We start from the raw sequence: 15,845 nt of genomic DNA on the forward strand, positions 1-15,845 counted from the left end.
CCCCGTCTCGCAGATCTCACGCTGGACATCAACGGTGTCGAGCGAGCAGGGCGATGACGAGGCGGCACCTCGGGCGCATCACCGACCCAACCAAGATCGGTGACGGATGGATGGTGCACCAGTGAGCCGCACGCAGCTGTCGCCGCAGCGCCGGCGCGCCGACCGCGCCCGGCTGGCCGACGAGGTCGTCGACGTGCTCGTGGTCGGCGGCGGGCCGACCGGGGCCGGGGCCGCTCTCGACGCCGCCAGCCGCGGCCTGTCCGTCGGGCTGCTCGAGGCCGGCGACTGGGCGGCGGGCGCCCGCGGCCGGCGGGGCACGCTCGTCCCCGCCGCCGGCTCCCCGGTGCTCGGGGAGGCGCCGCGCGAGCGCGCCCGGCTGGTCACGACCGCCGCGCCGCACCTGGTCCGGCCGCTGCCGCTGCTGCTGCCGCTGACCGGCCCCGCCTGGCGGTCGGCGCGCGCGGCCGGTGCCGCCCTCGACGTGCTCGGGCCGTCCGTCCCCCGGGTCCTGTCCCGCCGGGCCGCGCTGGCGGCCTTCCCGGGGCTGCGCCCCGACGCCGTGGCCGGCGCCGTGCGCACCCGGGGAGCACGGGTCGACGACGTCCGCTACACCCTCGCCCTCGTGCGGACGGCGGCCGGCTACGGCGCCCGGGTGCTCTCCGCCGCCCGCGTGACCGGGCTGCTGCGCGACGGGGCCGGCCCCCGGGCTGCGGTGGTGGGCGCGCGGGTCGTCGACGGCACCGACGGCTCGGCGTTCGCCGTGCGGGCCCGCAGCGTCGTGGTCGCCACGGCGGTCGCCACCGGCCCGCCGGAGGCCGTGGGCCTGGTGCTGCCGCGCTCGGCGATCGACGGCGGGGACCACCCCGACGGCGAGCGGCCGGGGCTGCTCCTGCCGTCGACCGCCGGCGTGCTGGCCGTCGTCCCCTGCGGGCAGCGGTGGGTCGTCACCGGCGCCGGCGCGGACGCCGGCGCCCTGCTCGCCCGGGTCGGCCGGGTGCTCACCCGGCCGGTCCCCGCCGACCAGGTCGTGGGGATCTGCGCGGGGCCGGAGCCCACCGGCCGGCTCGCTCGGGAGCGGGCGGTCACCACGCCCGCCCCCGGGCTGGTGCACGTGGCCGACGGCGGCGTGGCGACCTACCGCAGGAGGGCGGCCGAGGCCGTCGACGCGGCGACCGCCGGGTTGCCCGGCGTGCCGCCGTCCCGGAGCGCCCACCTGCCGCTGGTGGGTGCGCGCCGCTGGGACGCCGTCCGCGACCGCGCGCCGGAGCTGGCCGCCGCCGGCGGCCTGCCCGAGGACGCCGTCGACCGGCTGCTGCACCGGCACGGCGACCGCGTCGGCGAGGTGCTCGACCTGGTCCGCGCCGACCCGGAGCTGGGTCGGCCGCTGCCAGGAGCGCCGGAGCACCTGGCCGCCGAGGTCGTGCACGCGGTCGCCGTCGAGGGGGCGCTGCACCTGGACGACGTCCTCACCCTGCGCCTGGGCCTGCCCACCGCTGCGGCGGACCGGGACGGCGGGTCCGGAGCCGCGGTCGCCGGGCTCGTGGCCGGCGTCCTCGGCTGGGACGCCGGGCGCACCGCGGCCGAGGTGGCCCGCCACCGGGCCCGCGTCGCGGCCGAGCGGCTCGGCGTCCCGGGCGCGCGCTCCGCGGTGTGACCCGAACGGGGCAGTGCACCGGGACGCGAGTGGTCCGACACACCCACGCGCCCACTTCGCCAGTAGCCTCGTCGGTGATGTTGCAGCTCACCAGCGCGGTCCGCCACTACCCGTGGGGTAGCCGCACCGTCATACCCGAGCTGCTCGGCCGCGCCAGTCCCGCCGACCTCCCGCACGCGGAGCTGTGGATGGGTGCCCACCCCGACGAGCCGAGCGTGCTCGCCGACGGCCGGCCCCTCGACAAGGCCATCGCCGAGGAGCCCGAGCGGCTGCTGGGTGCCCCGGTCGTGGCGCGGTTCGGGCCGCGGCTGCCGTTCCTCATGAAGGTGCTCGCCGCCGACCGGCCGCTGTCCCTGCAGGCGCACCCCACCACCGAGCAGGCGGAGGCCGGGTACGCCGCCGAGGAGGCCGCGGGCATCCCGCAGACCGACCCGACCCGCACGTTCAAGGACCCCTGTCACAAGCCCGAGCTGATCCTGGCGCTGACCACGTTCGAGGCGCTGTGCGGCTTCCGGCCGGTCGAGGAGTCGCTGCACTGCCTGGCCAAGCTGCAGCTGCCCGAGCTCAAGCCGACGATCGCCGCCCTCGCCCGCCGCGGGCTGCGGGCGGCGATCCCGCAGCTGCTGGCCCTCTCCGGCGTGCGCCGCACCTCCCTGGTCGAGGCCGTGGCCGAGGCCGCGGCCCGGTTCGTGGCCGCGCACGACCCGGAGTTCATCAACACCTACCGGTGGGCCGCGAACCTGGCGGAGGCCTACCCCGGCGACCCGGGCGTGGTCGTCTCGCTGATGTGCAACCACCTCAAGCTGGCGCCGGGTGAGGCGGTGTTCCTGCCCGCCGGGAACCTGCACGCCTACCTGTGCGGCGCCGGGGTCGAGGTCATGGCCAGCTCGGACAACGTGCTGCGCGGCGGCCTGACCGCCAAGCACGTCGACCTGGCGGCGCTGATCGAGGTGCTCGACTTCACCGACGGCCGGGTGCCGGTCATCCACCCGGTCCTCGGGCCCGCTGGGCTGCGCTACCCGGTGCCGGTGGAGGACTTCGACCTCACCCGCGTCCAGCTGGACGCGCAGGCCGGAGTCCTGACCACCCGCGGCCCGCAGATCCTGCTGTGCACCGAGGGGCAGGCGGTGCTGGCCGCGGCCGACGGCGAGCTGGTCGTGCGCAAGGGTGCGGCGGTGTTCGTCCCGGCCGGCGAGCCGGTGAGCGCGCGTGGCCCCGCCGTCCTCTACCGGAGCACCACGAACCTGCACTGACACCTCGGCCCGGGGGCGTGTCGCTCCCGGGCCGCGCCCGCGTCGCCCAGCATCGACCCCATGGGTCCTGCTGAGCGCAGTTCCGTGTCCGTGCGTCCCGCCCCGGCACCCCGCCGGGTCCGCCGCGGGGGAGTGCTCGCCGCGCTGCTGCTCGTCCTGACCGGCTGCGGCCTGCTGCCCGAGTCCGGCGGCCCGCCGACCGGCGTCCTGGACGACGGCGCCGCGCAGCAGGCGATCGCCGCGGCGCCGCCGGGGTCCGCGCTGGCCACGCTGGGCGAGCTCGCGGTCAAGGGACGCGCGCCGCGCACCGGCTACGAGCGGCAGCGCTTCGGCGAGGGCTGGGTCGACACCGACCACAACGGGTGCGACACCCGCAACGACGTCCTGGCCCGGGACCTGACCGACGAGACCCTCCGGCGCGGCAGTGACTGCGTGGTCGCCACCGGCACCCTGCACGACCCGTACTCCGGTCGCACCATCCGCTTCCGGCGGGGGGCCGACACCAGCGACGACGTGCAGATCGACCACGTCGTCGCGCTCTCCGACGCCTGGCAGAAGGGCGCCCAGGGCTGGGACACCGCCGAGCGCACCGCCTTCGCCAACGACCCGCTCAACCTGCTGGCCGTCGACGGCCCGCTCAACATGCAGAAGGGGGACGGCGACGCGGCGACCTGGCTGCCGCCGAACACCTCGTACCGGTGCGCCTACGTCGCCCGGCAGGTCGCGGTCAAGGCCGGCTACGGGCTGTGGGTGACCCGCGCCGAGCGCAACGCCGCGGCCACGGTGCTCTCCGACTGCCCCGGCGAGCCGCTGCCCGGGAGCGGCGGCGGTGCGACGCCGCGGTCGGCACCCCCGGCGGAGGTCTCCTACGCCGACTGCGCCGCCGTCCGCGCGGCCGGGGCGGCGCCCATCCACCGGGGCGACCCGGGGTGGCGCGACACCTTCGACGGCGACGGGGACGGCGTCGGCTGCGAGTAGCGCGACGACCGGCCGAGCGCCCGGTGATCAGCTGACCTGGTCGTCCCGCGTCCTGGCTCACCGTCGACCGTGAGCCACGACGCTCGACGGTCAGCTGACCTGATCACGGCGGGCCGCCGCGTATCCTGGACGGCGGCACGAGCCCCGCCGAAGCCTCGGCGCGCTCGCTCTCCTCCGAGATCCCCCGACCGAGAGCGCTCGCCCCCGAGGCCGAGCGCGGACGTGGAGCGACATGACCGGCACGCGTGTGCTGACCGACGGCGACTTCCGGGTCGCTGACCTCACCCTCGCCGGCTTCGGCCGCAAGGAGATCACCCTCGCCGAGCACGAGATGCCCGGCCTGATGGCGCTGCGCGCCGAGTACGGCGACGAGCAGCCGCTGGCCGGCGCCCGCATCGCCGGCTCGCTGCACATGACCGTGCAGACCGCCGTCCTCATCGAGACGCTCGTGGCGCTGGGTGCCGACGTCCGCTGGGTCAGCTGCAACATCTTCTCCACCCAGGACCACGCCGCCGCGGCGATCGTCGTCGGCGACGGCACGCCCGAGCGGCCCACCGGCGTCCCGGTCTTCGCCTGGAAGGGCGAGACGCTGGAGGAGTACTGGTGGTGCACCCAGCGGCTGTTCGAGTTCCGCGACGAGGAGGGCGCCGTCGTCGGCCCCAACATGCTGCTGGACGACGGCGGCGACGCGACCCTGCTGGTGCACCTGGGCACCCGGTTCGAGGCCGAGGGCGCCGTCCCCGACACCACCGAGGCCGACTCGGAGGAGTACGGCGTCATCCTGACCGCGCTGCGGGAGAGCCTGGCCCGCGACCCGCGGTACTGGACCCGCATCGGGCAGGGCATCGCCGGGGTCACCGAGGAGACCACCACCGGCGTCCTGCGCCTGTACGAGCTCGCCCGCGAGGGCCGGCTGCTGTTCCCGGCGATCAACGTCAACGACTCGGTCACCAAGAGCAAGTTCGACAACCTCTACGGCTGCCGGCACTCGCTCATCGACGGGCTCAACCGGGCCACCGACGTGATGATCGGCGGCAAGCTCGCCGTGGTCTGCGGCTACGGCGACGTCGGCAAGGGCTGCGCGGAGTCGCTGCGCGGCCAGGGCGCTCGGGTGGTCGTCACCGAGATCGACCCGATCTGTGCGCTGCAGGCCGCGATGCACGGCTACGAGGTGACCACCCTCGACGAGGTCATCGGCCGGGCCGACATCGTCATCACGGCCACCGGCAACCGGGACATCATCTCCGCCGAGCAGCTGGCCCGGACCAAGCACCAGGCGATCGTCGGCAACATCGGCCACTTCGACAACGAGATCGACATGGCCGGCCTGGCCCGCACCCCGGGCATCGAGAGGACGACCGTCAAGCCCCAGGTCGACGAGTGGCGGTTCCCCGACGGCCACACGATCATCGTGCTCTCCGAGGGCCGGCTGCTGAACCTGGGCAACGCCACCGGGCACCCGAGCTTCGTGATGAGCGCCTCGTTCTCCAACCAGGTGCTGGCGCAGATCGAGCTGTGGGGCAACCGGGCCGCCTACCAGGGCGAGCAGCCCACGGTCACCGTGCTGCCCAAGAAGCTCGACGAGCACGTGGCCCGGCTGCACCTCGACGCCCTCGGCGTGCAGCTCACCGAGCTGACCAAGGTGCAGGCCGACTACCTCGGCGTCCCGGTGGAGGGCCCGTTCAAGAGCGACCACTACCGGTACTGACGGCCGCGCTCCAGGGTCCCTCCGCCTGAGCGTGCGAGGCGTGGGGAGGAGCGTGGTCCTCCTGACGTCGCCAGGCTCGCGCCAGGCCCCGTCCAGAGGCTCGCCGCGAGCTTGCGAGTGGTGAGGAGGACGGAGTCCTCCTGCCTGCAGGGGGCGGCGGGACCCGGGACGGGGCCGCTCTCCTGGCGGGTGTCCCCGTTTCCGGCGCCGGTCAGCGCAGAATGGTCGCCGTGCCACCCACTGTTCCCCACAACGGGTCCAGCCGCGGCCGCGTCCTGGTCGTCGACGACGACGCCGCCCTCGCCGAGATGCTCGGCATCGTGCTCCGCCGCGAGGGCTACGAACCGGCGTTCGTCTCCGACGGCAACCGGGCGGTGGGTGTCTTCCAGCAGACCCGCCCCGACATCGTGCTGCTCGACCTGATGCTGCCCGGCCGCAACGGCCTGCAGATCTGCCAGGACATCCGCGCCCAGTCGGCGGTGCCGATCGTCATGCTCACCGCCAAGGGCGACACGATCGACGTCGTCCAGGGGCTGGAGGCCGGCGCGGACGACTACGTCACCAAGCCGTTCAAGCCGGTGGAGCTGGTCGCCCGGGTGCGCGCGCAGCTGCGCCGGGGCGAGAGCGGGCAGGCGGAGAACCTCAGCATCGGCGACGTCCACATCGACGTCCCGGCGCACCAGGTGACCCGCGACGGCGTGCCGATCGGGCTGACCCCGCTGGAGTTCGACCTGCTGGTGGCGCTGGCCCGCAAGCCGCGTCAGGTGTTCACCCGTGAGCTGCTGCTCGAGCAGGTGTGGGGCTACCGGCACGCCGCCGACACCCGGCTGGTCAACGTCCACGTGCAGCGGCTGCGGGCCAAGATCGAGCAGGACCCGGAGCGGCCGGAGGTCGTGCTGACCGTGCGGGGCGTGGGCTACAAGGCGGGGCCACCGTGACCGATCCGGCGAGGTCGCGCCGGGGGGTCGTGACGGCGGCCCGCCGACGGCCGTGACCGCGCAGCCGGCCGAGACCACCGCGGCACCCGCCGCGTCGGAGGCGCCGTCCTCCCCGGTCGAGGCGCCGGCCGCCCCGCGGGTCGCCCCGCGACGGGGGTCGGCGGGCCGTCTCCGGACCCTGCGCCGCAGTACCCGGCGGGCCCGTCGGGCGCTGCGTCGGCTGGGCGCCCGGGCGCTGCACGCCTGGCGGTCGTCGCTGCACGTGCGGATCGGCGCGATCACGATGCTCGTCGCCGGGACCGTCGTGGTGATCGTGAGCCTGGTGCTGTTCAGCCAGATCCGCGACCAGCTGCTGTCGGTGAAGCGGCAGGCGGCCATCGACCAGGCCCAGGCCGGCGTGCTCTACGCGCAGAACGAGGTCGCGGGCATCGCCACCGGTGACGCCGCGAGCGTCCGCTCGACGCTGGACCGCACCATCAAGCAGCTGCAGGAGCGCGGCAGCCCGGCCGGCGACTTCGAGGTCGTGATGGTCTACCGGAGCGGGGACACCGAGCGGCCGCCCGCGGTCAGCCAGCGCGGCCTCTACCCCGCGATCCCGGCCGAGCTGCGTGCCGACGTCGCCTCCGGCGGGCAGTTCTGGCAGTACGCGCGGGTGCCCGACGCCTCGGGGCAGCCGCGCCCGACGCTGCTCATCGGCGCCCCGGTGCCGACCGAGGCGTCCGCCACCGAGCGGATCGAGCTGTACTACGCCTTCCCCCTCGACCAGGAGCAGGAGAGCCTGTCGCTGTTCCGCAGCACGGTGGTGATCAGCGGCATCGCGCTCACCCTGTTCGTCGTGGGCATCGGCGTGCTGGTGACCCGGCTGGTCGTCGACCCGGTGCGGCGGGCCGCCGGGATCGCCCAGCGGCTGGCCGAGGGCCAGCTCGAGCAGCGGATGACGGTGCGCGGCGAGGACGACCTCGCCCGGCTGGCCACCAGCTTCAACGCCATGGCCGACAGCCTGCAGCGGCAGATCACCCAGCTGGAGGCGCTGTCGCAGCTGCAGCAGCGGTTCACCTCCGACGTCTCGCACGAGCTGCGGACGCCGCTGACCACGGTGCAGATGGCCGCCGACGTCCTGTACGAGTCCCGCGGCGACTTCCCGGGGCACGTGGCCCGCTCCGCGGAGCTGATGCACACCGAGCTCGACCGGTTCGAGGTGCTGCTGACCGACCTGCTGGAGATCAGCCGCTACGACGCCGGGGCGGCGGTCCTCGACTGGGAGCCCACCGACCTGGGCGCGCTGGTGCGGCGGGTGGTGGGCGCGATGTCCGCGCTGGCCGAGCGGCACGGCTGCGCGCTGACCGTGACCGGTCCGGAGGCCGAGGTCATCGCCGAGGTCGACGCCCGGCGGGTGGAGCGGGTCCTGCGCAACCTCGTCGGCAACGCGATCGAGCACGGCGCGGGCCGGCCGGTGGAGGTCACCTGGGCGGCCAACCGGACGGCGGCCGCGGTCACCGTCCGCGACCACGGGGTGGGGTTGTCCTCGGCCGAGGCCCAGCACGTGTTCGACCGGTTCTGGCGGGCCGACCCGTCGCGGGTGCGGACCGTCGGCGGCAGCGGGCTGGGGCTGTCGATCAGCCTGGAGGACGCCCGGCTGCACGGCGGCTGGCTGCAGGTGTGGGGCCAGCCGGGGGTGGGGGCGCAGTTCCGGCTGACCCTGCCGCTGACCGCGGGAGCCGAGCTGACCAGCTCGCCGCTGCCGCTGCGGCCGGCGGTCGCCCGTCGTCCCGGGGTGCCCCGGTGAGACGCCTCGCCGTCCTGCTCGCGCTCCTGTCGGTGGTGCTGGCGGCGTGCTCCGCGGTGCCGTCGGACTCGCCGACGGTGCAGATCACCCAGGCGCCGACCCGGCTGGACGAGGAGGTGGGCATCGAGCCGCTGTCGCCGGAACCGGGTGCCACCCCGGAGGAGGTGGTGCGCGGGTTCCTCGACGCCGCCGCGAGCACGGTGCGCGGCCACCCGGTGGCCCGCGAGTACCTCGCGCCCGAGTCGCGGGACTCGTGGTCGGACGAGGGGGACGTCACCGTCCTGGGCCAGGACTACGCCACCGTGACGACCGACTCGGGCACCGTGGCGGTCACCGCCGACCTGGTCGGCACGATCGACCAGCGGGGCGTCTTCAGCGTGGGCGGCCAGGAGGTCTACACCCGGGAGTTCACCCTCCAGCAGGTGGACGGCGAGTGGCGGGTCGCCGACCCCCCCGACGGGCTGCTGGTGCTCGAGCCGGACTTCGAGCGGCTCTACCAGCGGCGCGACCTCTACTTCCTCGACCCGACCGGGCAGCGCGTCGTCCCCGACCCCCGCTACCTGATCGGCGGGGAGGCCCAGCCGACCGTGCTGGTGGAGCGGCTGCTCGACGGGCCGTCGTCCACCCTGGACGCCGGGGTCCGCAACGCGCTGGACGGCGCCGCGCTGCGCAGCACGGTGACCGTCTCGGCGCAGGCGGTCACCGTCGACCTGACCGGCCTGGCCGACGTGCCGCCGTCCCAGCTGCCCCAGCTGTGCGCCCAGCTGGTGTGGACCCTGGAGCAGCTGCCGTCGGTGCGGTCGGTGGAGATCCTCTCCGACGGCGAGCCGCTGGCGCTCCCCGGCGTCCCGACCATGCAGACGGTGGACACCTGGACGACGTTCGACCCCGAGGCCGTCCCGGTGGACGCGGTCGGCCACTACCTCGACGGCGGCGCCCTCTGGACGGCGGCCGACCCCCCGGCGCCGGCCCCCGGCCCGGCCGGCGCGGGCGCGTACGGCCTGACCACCGCGGCGGTGGCCACCGACCCGGGCACCGCCGCGCTCACCCAGACGGCGGGCACGGCCGTGCGCGACGGGCAGGCGACGCTGCTGGTGGGCCCCTACGGCGGCGAGCTGGCCCCGGTGCTCGCCGGTGGCACCCTGAGCGCTCCCACGGTGGCCGCCACCCGCGGGGAGTTCTGGGTGGTCCGCGACGGCGGCGCGGTGGTGCGGGTGCCCGCGGCGGGCGGCACGCCGCAGGCGGTCAGCGCCCCCACGCTCCCGGGGCTGGGACGGACCACGGTGCTGCAGCTCTCGCCCGACGGCGTCCGCGCCGCGGTGGTCGTGGCCGACGGGCAGCGCGACGTCCTCTACGTCGGGACGGTCGTCCGCTCCCAGGAGGGGCCGGTGGCGCTGCGCGACCTGCGCGAGGTGACCCCCACGCTCGGCCAGGTCGTCGACGTCGCCTGGCGGACGGCGGGCAGCCTGCTCGTGCTGGCCGGGGACGCCGGCGAGGACCGGATCGTCCCGTACGTGGTGGGCGTGGACGGCTGGGGGCTGGCCACGGTGCCGACGGCCGGCCTGCCCAGCCAGGCGACCCGGGTGGCCGCTGCCCCCGGACGCCCGCCGCTGGTCAGCGCCGGGGGCACGATCTGGCAGTGGCAGGTGGCCGGCGGCACCTGGGTCACCCTCGTCCCCGGCACGCAGCCGGTGCGGGGCGACGAGCCGTTCTACCCGCTGTAGCCCGGGCGTCCACAGGAGAAGGACCCCGTCCTCCCCACCCTTCGCAGGCTCGGGGTGGAACCCGGGACGGGGCCATAGGGTGAGGCGTGCTCGCCGTCCGGGAGCTGGCCGCCGCGCTGGCCGACCTGGTGCTGCCGCGCACCTGCGCCGGTTGCGAGCTGCCCGGTGCGGTGCTGTGCCGGCGGTGCGCCGCGCTGCTCGCCGTCCTGCACCTGGCCCAGCCGCGCCGGTTCCCGGCCGGGTTCCCGCCGACGGTGGCCGCCGGCGCCTACGCCGGCCCGGTGCGCCCGGCGGTCAACGCCTTCAAGGAGCGGGGCCGCGCCGAGCTGGCCCGGCCGCTGGGCGCCGCCCTGGCCCTCGCCGTCGCCGGGGTGCTCGCCGGCCTGCCGGAGCGTCCCGGGCCGGTGCGGTTGGTGCCGGTGCCCAGCGGCGCCGCGGCGCTGCGCGCCCGGGGGCGTGACCACGTGCGGGAGCTGACCGGCCGCGCCGTCGTCGAGCTCCGCGCCGCGGGGGTGCCGGCGGGTGAGGCGCGGCTGCTGCGGCGCGCCGGGCGGGCGCGGGACTCCGCGGGGCTGTCGGCGGCGCAGCGACGGGCCAACCTGACCGGCTCGTTCGCGCTGCGCGGCGGCCGGCCCGCCGTTCCCGCCGGCGCGGTCCTGGTCGTCGTCGACGACGTCGTGACCAGCGGCGCGACGCTCACCGAGGCGGCCGCCGTGCTGGCCCCGGCGCTCCCCCCGGACGGTCCTCCGGTGCTCGCCGCGGTCGTCGCGGCCACCCCGCGGCGAGCCCCGGGCACGGCCCCGGGACCCACCCCCGGCGCCACCCGCCCGGCGTCCATACGCCGACTGTCGGGACCCGTCAACGGGGACTAGCGTGGGCTCGATCACACCCGATGCACCGGGAGGTCTCATGGAGATCGTGGTCCGTGGCCGCAACGTCGAGGTCCCCGAGCACTACAGGCAGCACGTCGAGGACAAGGTCGGCCAGCTCGACCGCTTCGACGGCAAGCTGAAGATCCTGCGCATCGACGTGGAGCTCTTCCACGAGAAGAACCCACGACAGTCCGGGAAGTGTCAGCGCGTGGAGATCACCCTCCGTGGCAAGGGGCCGGTCGTGCGCGCCGAGGCCGCCGCGCCGGACTTCTACGCGGCGCTGGACCTGGCCGCCGGCAAGCTCGACCACCGGCTGCGCAAGGCGGCCGACCGCCGCCGCGTGCACCACGGCCGCCGCACGCCGGCCACCGTGCGGGTCGCCGGTGGCGCCGACACCGGCGTGCTGGAGTCCCTCGACCGCGACCGGCAGCTGGCGGAGGGGCCGCACGTCACCGACCTCGACGAGCACCTGCCCGGGCGGGTCGTCCGCGAGAAGCACCACCCCGCCACGCCGATGACCGTCGACCAGGCCCTCCACGAGATGGAGCTGGTCGGCCACGACTTCTTCCTCTTCCAGTGCGCCGACACGGGCCGGCCGACGGTCGTCTACCGCCGGCACGCCTACGACTACGGCCTCATCCGGCTCGTCGACACCGGCCTGGACGGCGCCGCCGCGCGGCACTCCGCGGAGCCCACGGCCCGGGCCTGACGCCGGGGCGGAGGTGCGGCGTCCCCGCACCCCGCCCCACTCACCCCGCCCGCACCCGCCCGAAGAGCACCGCGTCGGTCCAGGCGCCGTCCCGCTGGTCCAGGCACCGGCGGACGACGCCCTCGCGGCGGAACCCGGCCCGCTCGGCGACCCGCTGCGACGCGGTGTTCGCCACGTCGGTGAACAGGTGCACCCGCGGGGCGTCGTGGGAGAGCGCCCACTCGGCCAGCGCCGCCGCGGCCTCCACCGCGTAGCCCCGGCCGCGCGCCCTGGCCCCCGTGCAGGGTCCCGGACCGAGCTTGCGAGGGCCGGGGGGCACGGGGGTCCTTACACCAGTAGCCGATCTCCGGACCCAGCCGGCTCCCGCCCGCGAGGTGGTGCAGGCCGCAGGAGCCGACCAGCTCCCCGTCGGCCTCGATGGCACAGGTCAGTTCCCGACCTCCGGCCCGGCCGCCGGGCGAGATCTCGGTGATGAACCGGACGGCGTCCTCCCGGGTGCAGGGGACGGGCGGAGCGGTGAGCCAGCGCTGGGTCTCCGGGTCCTGCATGGCGCGGAAGACGGCATCCGCGTGGCTGCCCGTAGGGGCCCGCCGCGAGCTTGCGAGCGGTGGGGGCGGGGAGTCCTTCTACAGGTCGACGGCGGAGAGATCGAGGGTCACCCGGTCATGTTCACGCCCTGCCCAGCACCCGGTCGACCGAGATCTCCAGCACCACCCGCGCCGGGTTCTCCCGCGGGGTGCGGTACCGCTGCGCGTAGCGGGCCTCGGCGTCGGCGACCACGGCCGGGTCGTCGCGGACCACCGCTGTTCCCTCCAGGGTCACCCACCGGCGGCCGTCGACCTGGCAGACCGCCACCCGCGACCGCCCGGCGCGCACGTGCCGGGCCTTGGCCGAGCCGCCGGAGGTGATCACCCGTGCGGTGCGGGTGGCCGGGTCGTAGGTCACCCCCACCGGCACCACGTGGGGGCTGCCGTCGGCATGCAGCGTGGTGAGGGTCGCCAGGTGCCGCTCGGTGAGGAACCGCAGCAGACCTGGGGGCAGGTCGTCGAGGTCGTGCGCCACCCGGGGATCGTGACCTGTCCGGCCGGGGGCTCGCCTGTTCGCCGCCTACGCTGGAGTCGTGGTGTTCTCGAAGATCCTCCGAGCCGGTGAGGGCAAGATCCTCCGACGGCTGAACAAGATCGCTGACGCGGTCGAGTCGCTGGCGGACGACGTCGCCGACCTCACCGACGCGGAACTGCGAGCCAGGACCGACGAGTTCAAGGAGCGTCTGGCCGACGGGGAGACCCTCGACCAGCTCCTGCCCGAGGCCTTCGCCGTCGTCCGTGAGGCCGCCACCCGCACCCTCGGCCAGCGGCACTTCCGCGTCCAGATCATGGGCGGTGTGGCGCTGCACCTGGGCAACATCGCCGAGATGCGCACCGGTGAGGGCAAGACCCTGACCGCCGTCCTGCCGGCCTACCTCAACGCGCTGACCGGCCAGGGCGTGCACGTCGTCACGGTCAACGACTACCTGGCCAAGCGCGACGCCGAGTGGATGGGCCGGGTGCACCGGTTCCTCGGCCTGTCGGTCGGCGTCATCCTCTCCGGCGAGCGGCCGGCGCACCGCCGCGAGCAGTACGCCGCCGACATCACCTACGGCACGAACAACGAGTTCGGCTTCGACTACCTGCGCGACAACATGGCCTGGACCAAGGCCGAACTGGTGCAGCGCGGGCACCACTACGCGATCGTCGACGAGGTCGACTCGATCCTCATCGACGAGGCCCGCACCCCGCTGATCATCAGCGGCCCGGCCGAGCAGAGCGCCAAGTGGTACGGCGAGTTCGCCCGGATCGCCCCGCTGCTGCAGCGCGACGTCCACTACGAGGTGGAGGAGGCCAAGCGCACGGTCGCCATCACCGAGGAGGGCGTGGAGTTCGTCGAGGACCAGCTGGGCATCGACAACCTCTACGAGGCGGTCAACTCGCCGCTGATCAGCTACCTGAACAACGCGCTCAAGGCCAAGGAGCTCTACCACCGCGACCAGCAGTACATCGTCTCCGGCGGCGAGGTGCTCATCGTCGACGAGTTCACCGGCCGCGTGCTGGCCGGGCGGCGGTACAACGAGGGCATGCACCAGGCCATCGAGGCCAAGGAGAAGGTGCAGATCAAGGACGAGAACCAGACCCTCGCCACGATCACGCTGCAGAACTACTTCCGGCTCTACGAGAAGCTCTCCGGGATGACCGGTACCGCCTCGACCGAGGCCGCCGAGCTGCACCAGACCTACGCGCTGGGCGTCGTCCCGATCCCGACCAACCGGCCGATGGTCCGCGAGGACCGCTCCGACGTCATCTACAAGACGGAGACGGCGAAGTTCGACGCCGTCATCGACGACATCGCCGAGCGGCACGAGGCCGGCCAGCCGGTGCTGGTCGGCACCGCGAGCGTGGAGAAGTCCGAGGTCCTCTCCCGGCTGCTGGTCCGCCGCGGCATCCCGCACGAGGTGCTCAACGCCAAGAACCACGCCCGGGAGGCGCACATCGTCGCGCAGGCCGGCCGGCTGGGCGCGGTCACCGTGGCGACCAACATGGCCGGCCGCGGTACCGACATCCAGCTCGGCGGCAACCCGGAGTTCATCGCCGACGAGCAGCTGCGCGCCCGCGGCCTGTCGCCGGCGGAGACGCCGGAGGAGTACGAGGCGGCCTGGGACGACGCGGTCGACAAGGCCAAGGAGCAGGTCGCGGCCGAGCACGAGCAGGTCACCGAGGTCGGTGGCCTCTACGTGCTGGGCACCGAGCGGCACGAGAGCCGGCGGATCGACAACCAGCTGCGCGGCCGCTCCGGCCGGCAGGGCGACCCGGGCGAGTCGCGGTTCTACCTCTCCCTCGGCGACGACCTCATGCGCCGGTTCAACGGGCCGATGCTCGAGTCGATGATGACCACGCTGCGGGTCCCCGACGACCAGCCGATCGAGTCCAAGATGGTCACCCGGGCCATCCGCTCGGCGCAGACCCAGGTCGAGCAGCAGAACTTCGAGGTCCGCAAGGACGTCCTCAAGTACGACGAGGTGCTCAACCGGCAGCGCACCGTCATCTACGACGAGCGGCGCAAGGTGCTCGACGGGGAGGACCTGCACGAGCAGGTGCGGGCCATGGTCGACGAGGTCGTCAGCGCCTACGTGAACGGCGCGACCGAGACCGGGTACGCCGAGGACTGGGACCTCGACCAGCTGTGGACCGGCCTCAAGGCGCTCTACCCGGTGGGCTTCTCGGTGGCCGAGCTGCTCGACCGGGTCGCCGACGGCGACCAGGCGGCGCTGACCGCCGACGTGCTGCGCCAGGAGCTCCTGGACGACGTCCACCGCGCCTACGAGGAGCGGGAGGCGTCACTCGGCTCGGAGGTCGTGCGCGAGCTGGAGCGGCGGGTGCTGCTCTCCGTGCTCGACCGCAAGTGGCGCGAGCACCTCTACGAGATGGACTACCTGCGGGCCGGCATCCACCTGCGCGCGATGGCCAACCGCGACCCGGTCGTGGAGTACCAGCGCGAGGGCTACGACATGTTCAACCAGATGCTCGACGGCATCAAGGAGGAGTCGGTCGGCTTCCTGTTCAACCTGGAGGTCAAGACCAAGGAGCAGCAGGAGGCCGAGGCCCGGGCCCAGCAGGAGCAGGCCGAGGCCCGCGCTCTGGCCGCCGCCCAGGCGGGGACGGCGAAGGTGCTGGCCCGCCAGGCGACCGCCCAGGCCGCCGCGGCTCCGGCTGGTACGGCCCCTCCCGCTCCGGCCGAGGGGGACGGGGTCGCGACCCCGGCTCCTGCTGAGGAGGCCGCGGCCCCGGCTCCTGTTGAGAACGGCGCGGCCCCGGCCCCCGCTGAGGAGGCCGCGGCCCCGGCTCCGGCGCCCGCCCCGGCGGCCCGCCGCTCGCGGACGTCGACGAAGGCACCCCACCCCGCCGCGGCGCAGGCCGCCCCGGCCGCTCCGACGGTCGACGAGCCCGCACCCTCGGGCACCGGCCCGGAGCTCGCGGTCGAGGGCCTGCAGGCACCCCGCCGGTCGACCGAGGCCCTCAACTACTCGGCGCCGGGCCTGGACGCCTCGGCGGCCCAGAGCGGACGGGCCAAGGCGGCCAAGTCAGCCACGGTGACCGGCACCAAGGAGCCGGCCCGCAACGCGCCGTGCCCCTGCGGGTCGGGCCGCAAGTACAAGGTCTGCCACGGAGCGCCCTCCCGCTCCTGAGAGC

At 75.1% G+C, this 15,845-nt stretch carries 12 protein-coding genes and 1 pseudogene; 10 read left to right on the forward strand and 3 right to left on the reverse strand.

What is annotated here, in order from left to right:
• Window positions 1-121 precede the first annotated feature (121 nt).
• The 9 genes from DQ238_RS21030 (at window position 122) to hpf (ending at window position 11,622) form a co-directional block, all read left to right on the forward strand.
• Entirely contained in the window at window positions 122-1,654 is a 1,533-nt protein-coding gene (locus tag DQ238_RS21030; RefSeq protein ID WP_113783208.1) for an FAD-dependent oxidoreductase, read from the forward strand.
• A gap of 77 nt (window positions 1,655-1,731) precedes the next feature.
• On the forward strand, window positions 1,732-2,907 hold the full coding sequence (manA, locus tag DQ238_RS21035) for a mannose-6-phosphate isomerase, class I (protein ID WP_113783209.1): 1,176 nt from the start codon (window positions 1,732-1,734) through the stop codon (window positions 2,905-2,907).
• An 84-nt stretch (window positions 2,908-2,991) separates the two neighbouring features.
• The gene (locus tag DQ238_RS21040) at window positions 2,992-3,885 is read left to right on the forward strand and encodes a DUF1524 domain-containing protein (RefSeq protein WP_233496157.1); all 894 of its coding nucleotides are present in this window, start codon (window positions 2,992-2,994) and stop codon (window positions 3,883-3,885) included.
• A 232-nt stretch (window positions 3,886-4,117) separates the two neighbouring features.
• Window positions 4,118-5,593 carry an adenosylhomocysteinase gene (gene ahcY / locus DQ238_RS21045; protein WP_113783211.1) on the forward strand — a complete coding sequence of 492 codons (1,476 nt, stop codon included), beginning with the start codon at window positions 4,118-4,120 and terminating at the stop codon, window positions 5,591-5,593.
• A 221-nt stretch (window positions 5,594-5,814) separates the two neighbouring features.
• The gene (gene mtrA, locus DQ238_RS21050) at window positions 5,815-6,531 is read left to right on the forward strand and encodes an MtrAB system response regulator MtrA (protein ID WP_113783212.1); all 717 of its coding nucleotides are present in this window, start codon (window positions 5,815-5,817) and stop codon (window positions 6,529-6,531) included.
• Window positions 6,532-6,583: 52 nt separating this feature from the next.
• Complete coding sequence (gene mtrB / locus DQ238_RS21055; protein ID WP_113783213.1) at window positions 6,584-8,317, forward strand: MtrAB system histidine kinase MtrB; 1,734 nt, start codon at window positions 6,584-6,586, stop codon at window positions 8,315-8,317.
• The gene (locus DQ238_RS21060) at window positions 8,314-10,041 is read left to right on the forward strand and encodes an LpqB family beta-propeller domain-containing protein (RefSeq protein WP_113783214.1); all 1,728 of its coding nucleotides are present in this window, start codon (window positions 8,314-8,316) and stop codon (window positions 10,039-10,041) included. Before mtrB ends, DQ238_RS21060 begins: the two co-directional genes overlap by 4 nt.
• 86 nt (window positions 10,042-10,127) lie before the next feature.
• On the forward strand, window positions 10,128-10,913 hold the full coding sequence (locus DQ238_RS21065; RefSeq protein WP_233496158.1) for a ComF family protein: 786 nt from the start codon (window positions 10,128-10,130) through the stop codon (window positions 10,911-10,913).
• Window positions 10,914-10,950: 37 nt separating this feature from the next.
• On the forward strand, window positions 10,951-11,622 hold the full coding sequence (gene hpf, locus DQ238_RS21070) for a ribosome hibernation-promoting factor, HPF/YfiA family (protein ID WP_113783215.1): 672 nt from the start codon (window positions 10,951-10,953) through the stop codon (window positions 11,620-11,622).
• Window positions 11,623-11,662: 40 nt separating this feature from the next.
• Here the strand turns inward: hpf and DQ238_RS21075 are convergent, their stop codons facing one another.
• The 3 genes and pseudogenes from DQ238_RS21075 to DQ238_RS21085 form a co-directional block, all read right to left on the reverse strand.
• A complete protein-coding gene (locus DQ238_RS21075; RefSeq protein ID WP_199506491.1) occupies window positions 11,663-11,941 on the reverse strand; it encodes a GNAT family N-acetyltransferase in 279 nt (92 codons plus the stop codon).
• A 16-nt stretch (window positions 11,942-11,957) separates the two neighbouring features.
• Window positions 11,958-12,200, reverse strand: a pseudogene (locus tag DQ238_RS24480) (GNAT family N-acetyltransferase); the annotation flags it as partial.
• A gap of 91 nt (window positions 12,201-12,291) precedes the next feature.
• On the reverse strand, window positions 12,292-12,684 hold the full coding sequence (locus DQ238_RS21085; RefSeq protein WP_113783217.1) for a pyridoxamine 5'-phosphate oxidase family protein: 393 nt from the start codon (window positions 12,682-12,684) through the stop codon (window positions 12,292-12,294).
• A gap of 58 nt (window positions 12,685-12,742) precedes the next feature.
• On the opposite strand from DQ238_RS21085, the gene secA reads away from it, so the two are divergent.
• Window positions 12,743-15,841, forward strand: coding sequence for a preprotein translocase subunit SecA (secA, locus tag DQ238_RS21090; protein WP_113783218.1), 3,099 nt, complete (start codon window positions 12,743-12,745; stop codon window positions 15,839-15,841).
• Window positions 15,842-15,845: the final 4 nt, after the last annotated feature.

This window comes from Geodermatophilus sp. TF02-6 (assembly GCF_003319115.1).
Lineage (GTDB): Bacteria > Actinomycetota > Actinomycetes > Mycobacteriales > Geodermatophilaceae > Geodermatophilus.